Source organism: Agrobacterium sp. MS2, from assembly GCF_003261015.1.
GTDB lineage: Bacteria > Pseudomonadota > Alphaproteobacteria > Rhizobiales > Rhizobiaceae > Agrobacterium > Agrobacterium pusense.
Map to the genome: position 1 here is coordinate 12,238 of NZ_QLNF01000043.1, position 16,090 is coordinate 28,327.

17 protein-coding genes and 1 pseudogene are annotated in these 16,090 nt (G+C 58.8%); 12 read left to right on the forward strand and 6 right to left on the reverse strand.

From position 1 onward, the window contains the following. On the forward strand, positions 1-1,000 hold a 1,000-nt coding region (locus tag DOU54_RS28135; protein ID WP_502695967.1), incomplete at its 5' end, for a Rossmann-fold NAD(P)-binding domain-containing protein. Here DOU54_RS28135 and DOU54_RS15000 read toward each other — a convergent pair. Both DOU54_RS15000 and DOU54_RS15005 read right to left on the reverse strand, forming a co-directional pair. Next, a complete protein-coding gene (locus tag DOU54_RS15000) occupies positions 985-1,713 on the reverse strand; it encodes an MOSC domain-containing protein (RefSeq protein ID WP_113731505.1) in 729 nt (242 codons plus the stop codon). The genes DOU54_RS28135 and DOU54_RS15000 overlap by 16 nt on opposite strands. A 378-nt stretch (positions 1,714-2,091) precedes the next feature. Beyond that, positions 2,092-2,940 carry a helix-turn-helix transcriptional regulator gene (locus DOU54_RS15005; protein ID WP_113731506.1) on the reverse strand — a complete coding sequence of 283 codons (849 nt, stop codon included), beginning with the start codon at positions 2,938-2,940 and terminating at the stop codon, positions 2,092-2,094. Positions 2,941-3,128: 188 nt separating this feature from the next. Here DOU54_RS15005 and DOU54_RS15010 point away from each other — a divergent pair, with 188 nt between their 5' ends. From DOU54_RS15010 to DOU54_RS15025, 4 genes are read left to right on the forward strand one after another with little or no spacing between them, the layout of a single operon-like run. Beyond that, positions 3,129-6,575 (forward strand): response regulator, encoded by a 3,447-nt coding sequence (locus tag DOU54_RS15010; protein ID WP_113731507.1) that lies wholly within the window; start codon positions 3,129-3,131, stop codon positions 6,573-6,575. Then, complete coding sequence (locus DOU54_RS15015; RefSeq protein ID WP_113731508.1) at positions 6,572-7,405, forward strand: CheR family methyltransferase; 834 nt, start codon at positions 6,572-6,574, stop codon at positions 7,403-7,405. Before DOU54_RS15010 ends, DOU54_RS15015 begins: the two co-directional genes overlap by 4 nt. Further along, on the forward strand, positions 7,402-7,980 hold the full coding sequence (locus DOU54_RS15020) for a chemotaxis protein CheB (protein ID WP_072492897.1): 579 nt from the start codon (positions 7,402-7,404) through the stop codon (positions 7,978-7,980). Before DOU54_RS15015 ends, DOU54_RS15020 begins: the two co-directional genes overlap by 4 nt. Beyond that, positions 7,970-9,112 carry a hybrid sensor histidine kinase/response regulator gene (locus DOU54_RS15025; RefSeq protein ID WP_072492898.1) on the forward strand — a complete coding sequence of 381 codons (1,143 nt, stop codon included), beginning with the start codon at positions 7,970-7,972 and terminating at the stop codon, positions 9,110-9,112. Before DOU54_RS15020 ends, DOU54_RS15025 begins: the two co-directional genes overlap by 11 nt. A 421-nt stretch (positions 9,113-9,533) precedes the next feature. Here the strand turns inward: DOU54_RS15025 and DOU54_RS28145 are convergent, their stop codons facing one another. From DOU54_RS28145 to DOU54_RS15040, 3 genes are read right to left on the reverse strand one after another with little or no spacing between them, the layout of a single operon-like run. Beyond that, the gene (locus tag DOU54_RS28145) at positions 9,534-9,794 is read right to left on the reverse strand and encodes a divalent metal cation transporter (RefSeq protein ID WP_279795941.1); all 261 of its coding nucleotides are present in this window, start codon (positions 9,792-9,794) and stop codon (positions 9,534-9,536) included. Continuing rightward, a complete protein-coding gene (locus DOU54_RS15035; protein ID WP_279795942.1) occupies positions 9,758-10,573 on the reverse strand; it encodes an NRAMP family divalent metal transporter in 816 nt (271 codons plus the stop codon). The genes DOU54_RS28145 and DOU54_RS15035 overlap by 37 nt, the downstream gene beginning before the upstream one ends. Positions 10,574-10,587: 14 nt before the next feature. After that, positions 10,588-10,914: a hypothetical protein gene (locus DOU54_RS15040; protein WP_052114311.1), complete on the reverse strand. Its 327-nt coding sequence runs from the start codon at positions 10,912-10,914 to the stop codon at positions 10,588-10,590. A gap of 195 nt (positions 10,915-11,109) precedes the next feature. Here DOU54_RS15040 and DOU54_RS28150 point away from each other — a divergent pair, with 195 nt between their 5' ends. Beyond that, entirely contained in the window at positions 11,110-11,238 is a 129-nt protein-coding gene (locus DOU54_RS28150; protein WP_279795943.1) for a hypothetical protein, read from the forward strand. 181 nt (positions 11,239-11,419) lie between these two features. Beyond that, positions 11,420-11,662: a hypothetical protein gene (locus DOU54_RS15045; protein WP_113731509.1), complete on the forward strand. Its 243-nt coding sequence runs from the start codon at positions 11,420-11,422 to the stop codon at positions 11,660-11,662. Between the two features lie 24 nt (positions 11,663-11,686). Here DOU54_RS15045 and DOU54_RS15050 read toward each other — a convergent pair whose 3' ends face one another. Then, positions 11,687-12,181 (reverse strand): response regulator, encoded by a 495-nt coding sequence (locus DOU54_RS15050; RefSeq protein ID WP_125269917.1) that lies wholly within the window; start codon positions 12,179-12,181, stop codon positions 11,687-11,689. Between the two features lie 55 nt (positions 12,182-12,236). Here DOU54_RS15050 and DOU54_RS15055 point away from each other — a divergent pair, with 55 nt between their 5' ends. The 5 genes and pseudogenes from DOU54_RS15055 to DOU54_RS15075 form a co-directional block, all read left to right on the forward strand. Then, the gene (locus tag DOU54_RS15055) at positions 12,237-12,608 is read left to right on the forward strand and encodes a YsnF/AvaK domain-containing protein (protein ID WP_279795944.1); all 372 of its coding nucleotides are present in this window, start codon (positions 12,237-12,239) and stop codon (positions 12,606-12,608) included. A gap of 32 nt (positions 12,609-12,640) precedes the next feature. Then, on the forward strand, positions 12,641-13,495 hold the full coding sequence (locus DOU54_RS15060) for a YsnF/AvaK domain-containing protein (RefSeq protein ID WP_024895857.1): 855 nt from the start codon (positions 12,641-12,643) through the stop codon (positions 13,493-13,495). A gap of 141 nt (positions 13,496-13,636) precedes the next feature. After that, on the forward strand, positions 13,637-14,548 hold the full coding sequence (locus DOU54_RS15065) for a PhnA-like protein (RefSeq protein WP_113731512.1): 912 nt from the start codon (positions 13,637-13,639) through the stop codon (positions 14,546-14,548). A 111-nt stretch (positions 14,549-14,659) separates the two neighbouring features. Then, on the forward strand, positions 14,660-15,640 hold the full coding sequence (locus DOU54_RS15070; RefSeq protein ID WP_113731513.1) for a L,D-transpeptidase family protein: 981 nt from the start codon (positions 14,660-14,662) through the stop codon (positions 15,638-15,640). A 26-nt stretch (positions 15,641-15,666) separates the two neighbouring features. Then, positions 15,667-16,090, forward strand: a pseudogene (locus DOU54_RS15075) (ISL3 family transposase); the annotation flags it as partial.

The following is a 16,090-nucleotide window of genomic DNA, read 5'->3' on the forward strand; positions in this document are numbered from 1 at the left end:
GCCGGCTGCCGGGACTGAGGATTTTCGCGCGACGCTGATGTCCCGCAAGGGCATCCTGCCGGAGGCCGACTTCTACTGCCCGCTGCCCTATGTGACGCCGCTCGTCTGCACGGAAGAGGCCATAGACGCGCTGATCGCGACAGGTCGTCACGACCTGCTCGATGAGGTCTTCGAGCTGTTCCGCGGAGAAATCGTCGCCCGCGACCCGGATTATGCCACCCGCATCGGCCTTTCGCAGCTGACCGTCGAGACCTTCGCAGCCGCCTACTATGCCGACCGAGCCGAAAGCGATCCGTTCGTCTGGGCCGCGAAGAACCTGGCCGAGGCCGAGGACAATAGGGTGAAGCGCTATACCGTGCCGTGGCGCTATGCGATCCTGATCACCCACGAGATTGTCGCGCGCGTCATTCCGCATCTGGACGAGAAAGACCTCAAGCGCTTCCACCGCCACTTCAAGGGCATCTTCATCGACGACTATGCAACCGTGCCGCTGATGTCGATCCGCCGTCTGCTCGCGCTGTCGCGTGTCGGCAAACTGTCCATCCTGCGGCTCGGCGAAGACTATACGATCCGCACGGCCGAGGTCGGTCTGGAGCGGGGCGCAGAGGTCGAGGTGTCAGGCACGGTGCATCGCTTCGGCGCCTTCATCGATGCGACCGGTCAGGAAACCCTCTCGGCGACGGATCTCCCCTTTCCGACGCTTGTCGATCAGGGAGGCGTGCGCGAAGCCGCGACGCCCAAGGTCGAGGCGATCATGTCGCTCGATCGCGATCCCGATATGGTGCGCACCGGCGGCATCGATGTCGATGAATTCTATCGCCCGCGTCTCGGCCTGATGTCGGAAGGCCGGCTCTATTGCGCGGCAATCGCCTTCCTCCTGCACAAGGAGCCCTTCGTTCAGGGCATCACCAGTGCCCGGGATATCGGCGAGACTGTCGGCCGGGCAATCCTCAAGGATATCTCGCAGGCGGAAACGCCGCTCTTTCAGATCTCGGCATAGACGGCATCGCCGACACTGATGGTCACGCCCTCGGTGGGCGTGGCATAGACGCCGAGATTGCGCTTGTTGTGGCGCATGATCCCGCGCAGCACATCGGGCTCTTCCGCCATGCCGGGCTGTGCGACAAGCGTCATGCCACAGCGGCGCGACGCCTCGGTGACGCGGATATCCGTGTCTCCGATGCGTAACGTATGGTCAACCCACTCGTTTTCGATGAAACCTTCGCCTTCTTCCGTTTCGATCAGCACGGAGGGGCGGAACCGTCTTGCGTCGAGTGGCGGAAGGCCTGTTACCGCGGCAAGCGCCTCCGTCGAAGCGGTCGTCACAAGGTGAAGCGGCGCTGGCTTGTAACGATTGGAGACGACGGGGAAGCGGTAATCGCCAGACCCGACGAGCCCGACCGCGACCGGGAAGCCGAAATGCTCTGCCAGGCGGTCCGGCAATGCACCGTCGTCGAGCGCATGTTCGGCGCCGTCGGCAAAGCGCAGCACCGGCAGTCCGGAGGCCGGTTGCCAGGCGGTGATGAAGAGGGCAGGACGCCAGCGCGTTTCCTTCTCGGGGGCGGCGGCGAGGCCGGTTTCCGGATCGAACAGCGCGAACCGTCGGTCGCCTGCGATGCCCTCGGGCGACACGGTGATCGAGGCGAGCGTCTCCCCGCCAAGAGAACTCACCGGATAGCGCCAGACTTCCCGCACTCGACCGATTTTTCGCATAGTTGTTCCTTCATTCACCAATATTCAATATCCACCGAACACGGCTTGATGTTCCAGAAAACTGGGACCCGGGACTAGTTTGCAATCTTTTTGCGAAGATTGATGCAGCAACCTAACGCCTTTCTACAGATCTTGATTCGGACTGCCCAAACGGGGATTTTTGAAGGTTGGCTGACGCCAACTTGTTTGCCAGCGTTCCAAGCCGGTCCACGCGGTTTGGTAGGGCCGATTGTGAGATACCCATTTCAATTCTCGTCTAGCCACGATTGGCCAGAGAGAGTTCGCAGAGTTCCTAGCTGCGAAGCAGGCGCAGGCGCAGGCAGACAGTCTGCTCTTATTGGGCGAACTATTGAAGCGCGCGAAGCCTTCAGTGAGGACCTACATCCGGTCCCTGAACTCTTTCACACTCATTCCAACCCATGATTTGAAAGTCCTTTTGAAATACGCGCTATCCTGAAAGCCCAGCCTGCTGGCGATTTCGTCGATGGGCATTTCTCCTGCGGCCAAGAGCAATCGTGCCCTTTCCATTCGACGTCGGAGCACGTGCTGGTATGGGGTCTCTCCGGTGGACGCCTTGAAGGCCCTGCTGAAATGGAACCGACTTAGGCCCGCGAGTGCAGCAAGGCTCGATAGGCTGAGATCTGAGCCAAGGTTCTCCTCGATAAACTCGTCGATCAGAGCCAGAGGCGCTCTGCCAAGGGGCGGCGGCTGTCTCAATGCCGGCATTGTTGCTTTGTGGATCGCCAAGATCGTGATCAGGCCCAATGCTTCTTCGTATAGAGCATCAGAATGATCTCGCTTTAGCAGGCCGGCCCATTGGCGCAGGTATCCCGCGACTTCGTCGCTTCGGTAATAAACCTTTTCATCGACATGTTCGGCGAAGCGAGTGTCCAGCTCCTGCCGGATAGCTGCCGGATCTAAATAGATAGCTGCGAACGAGTTGTTCCGCCTTTGGAGTTCGGACCAGCCAGTGACGCGTGCACCCCGCGGGACATAAGTCAGCGTGTGGCGGAGGTCACGGCGGTTGTCCTCCAATCCATCCCCTGCACGTATGCCCCCATCTTCCAGGACAATGTCATGGTAATGGAGGTCGCTCGTCCAGTCGTAACTGAAAGCAGCACCCAACTCTGGTTGAAGGTACTCCACCGTGAAGCCGCTGAGCTTCCTTGCGTGACGTTGCGGCGAATGGGCCAACCCCTGAAGGGCAAGCAACTCATTTCGTTCCATTTTTAGCGTAATCTTGCTTTGCTCATAAAATTATTGCTACCTAGGACTCTATTCAAGTTGACGTGATCGGCGGGAGTGGATGGGACACAGCAACCACACGCTTTGCGACCCCGCTAGCCATTTCCCGTATCCGATGCCGTCACTCTTACGTGATAATATCATCTGACCGAGTTTTTAGAGACCTTCTGATGCACAGAAAAACATCCGCACTGACAGGCAACAGAATGCTCGGTCTGGAGCGAAATGCCCTCATCGGCGCAGCGACCGCGATCTTCTTTTTCGTCATCAGCACCGCGCTAACCGTTTACACAGTCCAGAACGTCAGAGACAGCAATGCGAGAGTGACGCAAACGCATGGTCTTGTGGTGGCGCTCGACCTGCTTTTGATCGACATACAAGATGCAGAAACGGGATTACGTGGCTTTCTCCTGACCTCTGAGGAGGCCTATCTTGCGCCATATCACCGTGCCCTCCCACAGGTTCAGAGCCGAATGGACACAATCAGCTCGGCTGCCACAGCCGAGATGCGCGAACGTGGGAGTGTCGAGGAACTCCGAGCGTTTGTCTCGTCCAAACTTGAAGTGATGGCGCTAACACTGGAGGTCTTCCAGACACGAGGGTCCGTCGAAGCGTTGACCCTTGTAAAATCAGACCGCGGCCGCAGCGACATGGACGGCATCCGCAACGTCATCTCCCAACTGCGTAACGAGGCTGGTGAAGAGCGGAGCCAGCGCCTTGAGGAGATGAATGCGTCATACATTATTGCCTGGGCGAGCGCGCTAGCTTCGGGGCTGCTTGGCATCGTCCTGACCCTCGCGATCTCCGCACTGGTGAGAAAATCCACTCTGGCGCAGAAGCGCGAACAGTGGTTGCGGGATGCACAATTGGGCTTGGCTGCATCCGTCAGCGGTGAGCAGCAAATCGCGAAACTTGGCGAAAACATCCTGGGCTTCCTCACCAACTATCTCGGTGCCGTTGCAGGTGCCATTTATGTCGAAAATGCCGGCCGCTTTCATCGCATGGCCGTCCACGGCGTACCTGCAGACGTGATCCTGCCTACGAGCTTTGGCCAAAACGACAGCTTGTTCGGCCATGTGTTGCGGGATCACCGTCCGATCGCGGTTGGCGAGGTTCCGGATGGCTATATCAACTTCGGCTCGGCTCTTGGACAGCAGAAGCCACGTTATCTCGCCTTGGCGCCTGCGATCGTTGAAGGGGACATAAGAGGCGTTTTCGAACTCGGCTTCCTGTCTCCCATCAGCGATCAGACGTTAGTGCTTCTTGAACAGGTCTCAGAGCTGATTGCTGTCGCCATCCGATCAGCGGAATTCAGAACCCGCCTCCAGGCTCTTTTGGAAGAGACCCAGCGGCAATCGGAAGAGCTGCAGGTGCAGGGCGAGGAGCTGCGCGTTTCCAACGAAGAGCTCGAAGAACAGGGGCGCGCGCTTCGCGAACAGCAAACCCGCCTGGAACAGCAGCAGGCGGAACTCGAACAGACCAACTCCCAGCTTGAAGAACAGGCGGAGGAACTGGAACGGCAGCGCGACAATCTGGAACGGTCAAAGGACGCAATCGAAGCCAAGGCAAAGGAAGTGGAACTTGCCAGCCGCTACAAATCGGACTTCCTGGCGAACATGTCGCATGAGCTGCGCACACCACTCAACTCTTCGCTCATCCTTGCCAAACTTCTGGCCGACAATTCCGAAGGCAATCTAACGGCACAGCAGATCCAGTTCGCCCAGACGATCCAGTCTTCGGGCAATGACCTCCTGAATCTGATCAATGACATTCTCGACCTCTCCAAGATCGAGGCGGGCCATGTCGAGATAAATCCGGAAGCGGTGTCCATCGAACGGACCGTCAACGGACTGCGCCACATGTTCGAACCGCTCGCAACCAACAAGGGCCTCCAGCTCAACGTCTCCGTGGAGGCCGGCGTGCCGGCCGTCATCCAGACCGATCCGCAGCGCCTGGAGCAGGTGTTGAAGAACCTTTTGGCGAATGCCCTGAAGTTTACGGAGAAGGGCAGTGTGTCGCTCGCGGTCAGCCGTCACGGCGACAATCAACTGGCCTTTGCGATCAAGGACAGCGGCATCGGGATTGCCGAAGAACAGCAGAAGCGGATCTTCGAGGCCTTCCATCAGGCAGACAGCACCATCAGCCGCAAGTTCGGTGGCACCGGGCTCGGGCTTTCGATCTCCCGCGAACTAGTGCGCCTGCTCGGCGGCCGCTTCCGGCTGGAGAGCAAGCTCGGCCAAGGCAGCACGTTTACCATCGTCATTCCGGCCGAGTTCGACAGTGCGCTGGTCCAGGCTCCGAAACAGGATTTTGCCCCGCCCGTCGCGTCCGCTGCAGAACCCGTCTTGCGCGCTGAAGCAGAGACCATTGCACAAAAGCCGAAGGCAGTCGCAATCGTCGATGACGACCGTGCAGCATCCGAGCCGACGGCCCGCAAGCTGCTGATTGTCGAGGACGATCAATCCTTTGCACTCATCCTGCGCGATCTCGCCCGTGAGCTGAAGTTCCAGGCGCTCGTAGCCGGAACCGCTCAAGAAGCCCTGGAACTCGCCCATCAGTATCTGCCGAACGCCATCCTGCTCGATGTCGGTCTTCCGGATCAATCCGGCCTCTCGGTGCTTGACCGCCTGAAGCGTGACGTGCGGACGCGCCATATTCCGATCCACATCCTCTCCGCCGAAGATTATTCCGACCGGGCTCTCTCATTGGGCGCCGTCGGCTACGCGCTGAAGCCCGTACAACGCGATCACCTGGTGTCGATGATCGAGTCCCTAGGCGCGAAAGCCGAACAAACGCTGCGGCGCGTGTTGATCGTTGAAGATAACGCCGTTCAACGGGACGCTCTGTCGAAACTCCTGTCGTCGCATGACGTCGAAACGGTGGGGGCCGGGACTGCGGCAGAGTGCATCTCGTTGCTGGCTGAACAGACCTTCGACTGCATGGTGCTGGATCTGTCGTTACCAGATACATCCGGCTTTGCGCTTCTGGAAACGTTGAGCGAAGCGGGCATGCATTCCTTCCCGCCTGTCATCGTCTACACCGGACGCGTTCTCTCGTCCGAAGAAGAACAGAGACTTCGCCGTTACTCGAAATCTATCATCATCAAGGGTGCAAAATCGCCGGAGCGTCTTCTCGACGAAGTTACCCTCTTCCTGCACCAGGTGGTCTCCGAGCTGCCGGACGAGCAGCAGCAAATGATCCGCAAAGCGCGCAATCGCGATGAACTGCTGGAAGGGCGCCGCATTCTGATCGTCGAGGACGACGTGCGCAACGTCTACGCCCTGACCAACATCCTCGAACCACGCGGGGTGATCGTCGATATCGCCAGAAACGGCGAGGAGGCGCTGGAAAAACTGGAGCAATCGATAACAAACCCAGACGGGCGGATCGATCTGGTTTTGATGGATGTAATGATGCCGGTCATGGATGGCCTCACCGCTACCCGCCACATCCGCAAGAACTCAGCATGGCAGAAGTTGCCGATCATCACCTTGACGGCAAAGGCCATGCCGGACGACCAGAAGCGCTGCATCGAAGCCGGCGCCAATGACTACATGGCAAAGCCGCTTGACGTCGAAAAGCTTCTGTCTCTCGTGCGCGTCTGGATGCCGCAATGACGGAGACGTTCGAAAAGGTGGAGGATATAGAGATCCGGCTGCTGCTGGAGGCGCTTTATCATCGCTACCACTATGACTTTCGCAGCTACGCCATGTCGTCGATCCGGCGGCGGTTGCGCCAGGCACGCGAACAGTTGGGCTTTGCGACCATCTCAGCCATGCAGGAGCGCGTCCTTCATCATCCCGAGATGCTTGACGACATGCTCCGCTTCCTTACGGTCCAGGTCAGCGAGATGTTTCGCGACCCGTCCTACTTCGCGGCGATCCGGGAGAAGGTCGTTCCGCATCTTCGCACTTACCCCTCCTTGAAGATCTGGATTGCCGGATGCAGTTCGGGCGAAGAGCTCTATTCCTTTGTCATCCTTTTTCGCGAGGAAGGGCTTGAGGAGCGAACCCTCTTTTATGCGACGGATATCAATCCAGAGGCCCTCGCCCAGGCGGAAGCCGGAATTTATGACATCGAACGGGTCAGATTGTTCACCGAGAACCATCGTGACTCCGGCGGCAAGGGATCTTTGTCTGACTATTACACGACGGGCTACAACCGGTGCATCCTGGACAAAAGCCTGCGGCGCAATGTCGTGTTCTCAGATCATACTCTTGTGACGGACCAGGTCTTTGGTGAGATGCATCTGGTCTCCTGCCGGAACGTCATGATCTATTTCGACCGGGATCTCCAGGACAGGGCTGTCGGTCTTTTCCGGGATGCGCTGCCACGCAACGGCTTTCTCGGGCTGGGCTCGAAGGAAACACTGCGGTTTTCGGCACACGCCGATGGCTTCCGGGAGTTCGTCCGAGATGAGAAGATCTATCAGAGGATCGGCTCGTGAAGGACAATCCGAACGGTGCGATCATCATCGGCGCCTCCGCTGGGGCGCTGGAAGCGCTGTCCATGATATTGCCGCCACTGCCTGCGACTTATCCGTATCCTATCTTCGTCGTGGTGCACTTACCGCCAAACAAACGCAGTGTGCTGGCCGCGATTTTTGACCTCAAATGTCAGCTTCGCGCGATCGAGGCGGAAGACAAGGAGCCCGTGGAAGCCGGGTTCATCTACTTCGCGCCCCCTAATTATCATTTGTCGCTCGAGGGGCGAACGCATGTCGCTTTATCCAGCGAGGAAGAGGTTCTCTTCTCGCGGCCATCGATCGACGTGGCATTCGAGAGCGCGGCAGACGCCTGGGGCAGCCAACTGACAGCTATTGTCCTGACGGGCGCCAATCATGACGGTTCCCAAGGCCTTTCGGCCGTCGTTCGTTCTGGCGGAACGGCAATCGTTCAGGATCCGTCCGAGGCTTTCGCTCGGGCCATGCCCGAAGCTGCCATCCGCGCATGCCCAAGCGCTCAAGTTTTGACCTTGTCGAAGATTTCAACCTATTTGCAGAACATCGAAAATGAACACTGACGTCAAATTCCTCTTGGTTGACGACCTTCCAGAGAACCTGCTTTCTCTGGAAGCTCTGCTACAACGCGACGAGCTGATGCTATTGAAGGCGCGGTCCGGCGATGAGGCTCTCGAGCTTCTGCTCCAACATGATGTGGCACTGGCGCTGATTGACGTTCAGATGCCAGGACTGAACGGCTTCGAACTTGCCGAACTTATGCGAGGCAATGAGCGGACACGGCGGGTTCCGATCATTTTCGTGACTGCCGGTACCCATACAGCCGAGCGGCGGTTCCAGGGATATGAAGCGGGCGCCGTCGACTTTATTCAAAAACCGATCGAGCCGGATATTCTGCGCAGCAAGGCAGAGATTTTTGCAGAGCTCTATCGTCAGCGTAAAATGATTTCCGAACAGCGCGACCTTCTCGAGGCACAGACTCGCGCGCTTCAGCTCGCCGACAAGCGTAAGAACGAGTTCATCGGCGTTCTCGTCCATGAACTGCGCAACCCACTTGCCGCTCTCAATGGCGGGCTGAAGCTTCTTTCGAGAAAGCCGGATGCTGGCAAGGTGGAGCAGATCCATGGCCTCATGCACCAACAGATGGACCACATCATCAGGCTCGTTGACGACCTGCTCGATGTGTCACGGATAACGCAGGGCAAAATCAATCTCGTAAAGTCTGACTTTGACTTGAGAGATGCCATTCACTCCGCGCTGGATATGACAAAAGAGGCAATCGAGGAGCGAAACCATGCTTTGTCCATCAACGTTCCGGATCAGCCGTGCATGATGTTCGCTGACAAGGTTCGGCTGACGCAGTGCGTTTCAAACCTCGTGAACAATGCCGCAAAATACACGCCGATGGGCGGTCAGATTGAGGTAGCGCTGGAATTACTTCCGCGCACCTATCGCATCAGCGTCACTGACAATGGTCTCGGCCTCAGTGCCGAGGCCGCTGGCGCAATTTTCAGGATGTTCGAGCAAGTCGAAGAGCATCGGAATCATGCTCATGGGGGACTTGGGATCGGCCTCGCCCTCGTCAAACAACTCATGGAGTTACACGGCGGCGATGTTTCGGTATGGAGTGATGGTCCGGGGTTGGGCAGCGTTTTCACGCTTGAGCTACCGATACAGGCAGCGATAGCTCCATAGTGGAGAATGACTGCTTCCAGGATGTGTTCTGGCGCCCTCGAATGACGGAAATGACGGCGCGTAGCCGCCTGGCAGCTATCTGTGCCGGAATATATCCTTCGGGCCGGAAGGCGAATTTATTCAGCGCACTGAGAGGGGAGAAAGGCGCTCTGCCCTCTCTCCCCCACAAGCACTAAACCCGTCTCCCCATGCTTCGGCCTGCGGCCTGCAGCACCGGCCGCATTTCCATGAAATACGTCTCGGCCCTCCGGGTGGGTGATCCCCCTCCGGTTTAGCGCTTGTCCGGCATCACCGGAATACGCAGTCAGGGTACCGGGCTCAGCTTGAACGAGCGCTAACGCCGAGGTCAGGAAATCGGCGACATCGCTCTCCTTTCCGGGCCTGGCCTTCAATGGCACGTACAGCGCAAGTTTGGGCATGATCAACTCCTCAATGTAAACCAACAGATCCAGTCCTGCGTTTCGGCGAAGGCATATGCCGCAGAGCCAGCCTGTACCGGGATCGACAGCAATCCGGTTCCAACGATGCCGAGGCTGAACAGGACAAAGGCAAAATTGCCGGCGATCGGCTTCAGCGCTTCGGCGACATCAGCCGCCGACTTGATATCCGTCTTGCCATTAGCGTGCAGTGTCGCAGCCGCACACATCATGATCGCGACAGCGACGATGGTGGAAACGGCCATACCCGCGAGGGTATCAAGCTCGATCCGGTTGAGCTCTTTGGGAGCTTGACGCGGCGCCTCCTCAAGCGGCTTGGCTTCGTCCTGCGAACGATCTCTTCCACCTCCTGGCTCGACTGCCAGAAGAACAAGTACGGACTGATTGTCGTGCCGAGGATCGCAACGACCACGGTGAAACTGTCGGTGTTCAAGGGAAAGGTTGGCCAGACAAATCCTTTCAACGTCGCCATCCAGTCGATCTTTACCACAAACAGGACGGCGATGTAGGCGAACAGGACCAGCGTCAGCCACTTCAGGATGTTGGCATATCGCTCATAGGGAATGAACATCTGCAGCCCTAGTGACAAGAGGGCGAAGAAGATGGTGATCGGCAGGCTCGGCATTCCCGTCGCGAGCTCGACCGACGCACCCATCGCCGCGAGGTTCGCGCCAATATTGATGCAGTTGGCAACGAATAGCAGACAGACCAACCCGGTGACGAGCCATTTCGGCCAGATGGCACCCATGTTGACCGCCAGCCCCGATCCGGTCACGCGGCCAATTCTGGCGCTGACAAGCTGGATTGCCGACATCAGCGGATAAGACAGCAACATGGTCCAAAGCATGTTGAAGCCGAACTGCGCGCCGGCCTGGGAGTAGGTTGCGATCCCACTTGGATCGTCGTCGGCGGCTCCAGTGATTAGGCCAGGGCCAAGCTTCTTCAGAACCGAGCCTGATGTCGGACGCGACGTGGCGTGCCCGGAAGGGGGCGCGGGTAGCGGGCCGTCAATTGAGGTGTTCACATCCGTCGTCCCGGTTAGCGGGTCGCGCCAAAGATCCAGGCGACCGCAGCTGTGAGGGCTACAGCAGTGAGCGGGTTTTCCTTGATCCAGCCGCGAACGCTGTTTGCAAAACCGTCGCTTTGCTGGTTCTCAGGAGCACTGGCTTTGACGCGCTCAGCCTCTTGTGGATCGGTGCGGCCTGCCGGGACGGAGGTGATCGTGTGAGAAACAGGATCCGACGCGGGAAAGGTATCTTCGAGGCCTTTATCGAGATCGCCCTTGTCCTCCTCTTGCCGCTGTCGTGCCTTCTCCAACTCGTAAGCCTGAACTGCGGGTGAAGAAGATTTGGGATCGTCGGCCATCGGGGCTCTCCAGGATGAGGTGCCAGATAACGTCATCCCGAAACGATAAGTTCCGATGGTGCATCAGCACCGTACCCTGTCGAACATTCCTCTTGTTGACGTCCCCCTCTACTTGTCGCTGTTTTGCTGAGCATTAGTTCATCGTGATCGAAAGATGACGACATTCCACAAAAACGAAACCGCGAGAAGAGTTCCTTGGCGGACAGGAAGCAACGCTTCGACGCAACGCATAACAGCGCCATGGCGTCAATCAAGGCGGAGGCGGAGGAGCGGCGGCTGAAGACCGAGCGTTTGCGCAAGATGCGGCTTCAGTCGGGAAGTTGACGGAATTTACCCGCCTACACACTCTCGCTTGAGCGGCGAAACGTATCGTTGGGGGTAAGGCCTGACCTGACGCATCCGGAAACGCGCCTGAGAATGCAAATCTGACTTTGAGCGGACCAGACGCGTTCTGACATCGCGCTGTCATCTCCCTTCGCTATCTCATCTTCGAATGGAGAAGGTGATGGCAAGAGAACTGGCATCAGACATTGAGGATATCGCGCGGACGATCGCCGAACTCGCTCTCCCGGGAATGCGACCGAAGGATCTCGTAGACGCGGTCAGAAAGAAACACGCTGCTGCGTCTAAAAAAGAAATATCTCGGGCCGCCTTCTACGCGGTTATTCTGGCCGCTGACGAGGAGCCAGGCCGCGCCGAGGGGCTCCACGAGTTGGCGAGCGTCACACGAAACGAGCTCGACGAATAGAAGGGTATCGCCGAGTAGTCGTCGTCAATGAAACGCAATAAACCGCTTAGGAGCGATACAGTCCCGCCCGGCGTGATGATCCGTTGCGAACTGGATCGTCTCGACCAATTCAAGGTCCATCACCGGCTTTGAGATCACCCCGAGGGCGCCATCGACGCCTGAGCCAAGCTGTTCCGGGTTGCCGGTCATGAAGACGACGGTGACGCCGTCTGCCGCCAGGCGTCGGCCGATTTCCGGTCCGGTCGCACCATCGATGAGATTGACATCGACAAATGCAACTTCTGCCTTGTCGGCAAGCTCGTACGCTTCCTTTGCCGTGGTTGCCGTCCCGATGGCCTCATGCCCAAGCGACAACACTGCCTCTTCGACCGCGCTCGATAACAGCCACTGGTCTTCGACGATCAGAATATTGACCATGCTTATCCAACCTTGCTTCGTGAGCGACAAAATCACTGCGTCAATACTTTGTTCCGGCCTTGGGCGATTTTTGCGCAGCTGGTGACGTGTGACCTTTTCCAAGGAACAAAGTTGGATTCCGCTCGTTCAATGCTTGTCGCAACAATCTGGAATGCGGATGACCAAGCCTGACGAGAAACTCTCGCTGATCGAAGAACAGCTTGTCATCGACAAGCGCGCCGTCATAGACGGCCGCGTTCGCGTCACCACCAAAACCGAGTTTGTCACCGAGAAAGCGGAAGCACGCCTAGACAGCGAGAATGTCGAGGTCACGCGTGTGGCAATCGGACGTGAAGTGTCAGAAGCGCCGGGTGTTCGCACGGACGGTGACGTGACCATTATACCTGTGATGGAGGAGGTTCTCGTTGTCGAAAAGCGCCTTATGCTGGTCGAAGAGATCCACATCCGCCGCGTCGCCACCACTGACGACGTTTCCATTCCGGTCGAACTGCGCAAGCAACGTGCCACCATCGAGCGCGACGACCCCTGAGCTAATTATCAATCCGAGAAAAGGAGAAATTCATGACCTACAGCGAAACCACATCGTCCTACCGCGCCTCGTCATCGAACACGGTGACGGCCTTCTTCGAAAACCGCAGCGATGCGGATGCCGCCGTCGAACGCCTTGCGGAAGCCGGGATTGCCCGCGACGGCATTCGCGTCGTCGCCGGAAAGGAGTCTACAACCTCGACTGAAGTTGCCTCCGAGCACAAGGGCTTCTGGGAGAAGCTGGAAGACTTCTTCTTTCCCGACGAGGACCGCGCCGTCTATTCCGAAGGTCTTCGCCGCGGTGGCTATCTTGTGACGGTCAGCAACGTCACCGCCGCCTCTTATGACAAGGTTATCGATATCCTCGATGACGAGGGCAGCATCGATCTCGATCAGCGCGCAGAGAGCTGGCGCTCGGAAGGGTGGAACCAGCAGGAGACCGTGAGTTCGTATGGCGCCTCCGCCAATCGTGCCAGCGCAACCGGAACGGCAGCTCTGGAGGCCGGCCGTGAAGAGGTTATCCCGGTGGTCGAGGAAGAGCTTCGCGTCGGCAAGCGTGACCTCAATCATGGCCGCGTGCGTGTCCGTTCTTACGTGGTCGAAAATCCTGTCAGCGAACAGGTATCGCTGCGCGACGAAAACGTCAGCATCGAGCGCCGCGCCGTCGATCGCCCGGTGACTGGAACGGAAAACGCGTTCGTCGACCGCACAATTGAGGCAGAAGAACGTCATGAAGAGGCAGTCGTCTCTAAGGATGCGCGTGTTGTCGAAGAGATCGCTCTGCGCAAGACCGCCGAGCAGCGCGAGGAAACCATCAGCGACAGCGTTCGCCGCACCGAGGTGGAAGTCGAAGATGAACGATCCGACAGTGTTGTCCGCAAGGACTAATCAAGGCGGTTCGTTCGATGTAACTGCAGCAGAGACCGGCGATCCCATCGCCGGTCTTTTTTCTATCCTGCTGGACGGGAACCGAACGGCGATTGCGGCGTTAGTATGGCACTCACATTCCCGTGATGAAGAGGATGCACCATGACCGAACCTGTCTCAGTCCACGTGTCGCGCGAAGCGGCCTATGTCGACCCCTCCCTTACAGCCACTTTGCATAAGGTGTCTTGGGGCGCGATCTTCGCCGGGGTCGTCCTGGCGCTTGCCGTCCAGTTCCTCCTCAATCTTCTGGGCGTGGGCATTGGCGCCGCCGTGATCGATCCGGCAACCTACGACAACCCGAATGCGAGCACCTTCTCCATTGCCGGTGGCGCGTGGTTCGTTGTGGCCGGTATCATTGCTTCCTTCGTCGGCGGTTATGCCGCCAGCCGCCTTTCCGGACGTCCGAGCCGCTCGACCGGCGGGTATCAGGGCGTAACCACCTGGGCTGTCACCACTCTTGTCATCCTCTACCTGCTGACCACGTCGGTCGGTGCCCTCATCGGCGGCGCGTTCAGCGGTCTGTCGAGCATTGTCGGCGGTGTTGGCCAGACGGCCGCAACCGCTGCCACGGCGGCAGCCCCTGCCCTCGCCAACTCGGCCAACCCGATGGCGGGGATCGAGCAACAGATCCGCAATGCGTCCGGCGGCAACGATCCGGCAGCCCTGCGTGACGCTGCGGTGTCGGCGGTCCAGGCTGCCGTGACCGGTGACCAGGCAAAGGCCGCAGATGCCCGCAATCGTGCCGCTGATGCGATCGCCAAGGCACAGAACATCCCGGTCGATCAGGCCCGCACCCAGGTCGAGCAGTACGAGAAGACTTATCGCGACAATGTTGCTGCGGCCAAGCAGCAGGCGCTCGAGGCGGCGCAGACGGCCACCAAGGCAGTGTCGGCCGGCGCGATCCTGGGCTTCTTCGCCCTCCTGCTCGGGGCCGTGGCGGCCTGGTTCGGCGGTTCCTACGGCACGAAGAAGGCGTTGCTTCTGGCCGAAACCACCACTCGCCGCACGATTTGACAAGATGAAGGCCGCCGGAAACGGCGGCCTTCTTCCTTGCTTGACCTTTCTCCAATGAAGCCTCTCCATCCACCGGGTGGAGAGTCGCTCCCTAATTTATCGGTAGCCTCCATGCAGAATGCCTTTCGGTACTTTTCACTGACCGCCGCTCTAACGCTCTGTTCCCCAGCCTTTGCAGCGCCGATCGACGCACAAGCCGTCAATACCGCGGCGATCGCGTCCCTTCCGATCGAGGCGCCGGCGGAAAAACAGACCGAGCCCAATCCCGCCATCGTGCATCTGCAGGTCCTGCTCGACCGGGCTGGTTCATCGCCGGGCGTCATCGACGGGTATTTCGGCGACAACCTGACGAAAGCGATCGCCGGCTTCGAGGCGCTTCAACGTCTGCCAGTGGATGGGAAGCTCGATCCCGACGTATTGGGCCGCTTGACCGATGATGCCCCGGCCATCCAGGCCTATGCCATCATTCAGGAAGACAGCAAGGATATCGTCGAGAGCATTCCGAAAGACTATGCCGAACAGGCCAGGATGGAGCATCTCGGCTACACCAGCATTGCGGAGAAGCTGGCCGAGCGGTTCCACATGCATATCGCGCTGATCAAGGCCCTCAATCCGACGGCGGCCTTCAAGCCGGGCGAAACGATCGCTGTCGCCATTCCCGGCGCTGCCAGGACCGGATCGGTCAAGCGGATCGAGGTTCATCGCAAACTGGCGCAGGTTTTCGCTTTTGCCGAAGACGGCTCACTGCTGGCGGTTTATCCGGCGACCATAGGCAGTGAGGATTCGCCCTCACCGACCGGCACGCACAAAGTCAAGGGCGTCTCGCGGATGCCGACATACACATACAACCCGAAGATCAATTTTCAGCAGGGCAACAACAAGAAAATCCTTGAGCTGCCGAGCGGGCCGAACGGTCCTGTGGGTACCGTGTGGATCGACCTGACGGAGCCGACCTACGGCATACACGGCACGCCTGAATCGGAACTGATAGGCAAGGTTGGATCGCATGGATGTGTTCGGCTGGCCAACTGGGACGTCGAGGAACTGGCCGGCATGGTCAAGCCGGGCGTCATGGTCGAATTTATCGAGTAGGTCCAGCTCACCGCCATTAGAAGAGCGGAGCCCATTATCGATGGCCCGGCTGGTTAACCCGTATCAGCGAAGCAAGACTGGTTCGCTCGATGTCCCGAAAGGGTTGCTTCGCGCCTTCGGCGCGGCGAACCGCCAGGCTCGACCACATCGTCCATCATCTCGGACTTGCACTGGGTGGCAGGCCAGCGGCCACCTTTGCCAAAAGGCTGATGTTGCCGGTCAGCAACGATACGCTGCTGCGCGTCGTGCGGCGACGCGGCAGTCCGCGCTTTGTCCCACCCACCGTGATCGGTATCGACGACTGGGCGTGGCGACGAAATCAACGCTATGGGACCATCATCTGCGATCTGGAACGGCGCAAAACCATTGCTCTCCTGCCGGATCGGGAGCCGTCGACGGCCCAGGCCTGGCTCTCGGACCAACCTCAGATCAGCATCGTCGCTCGCGACC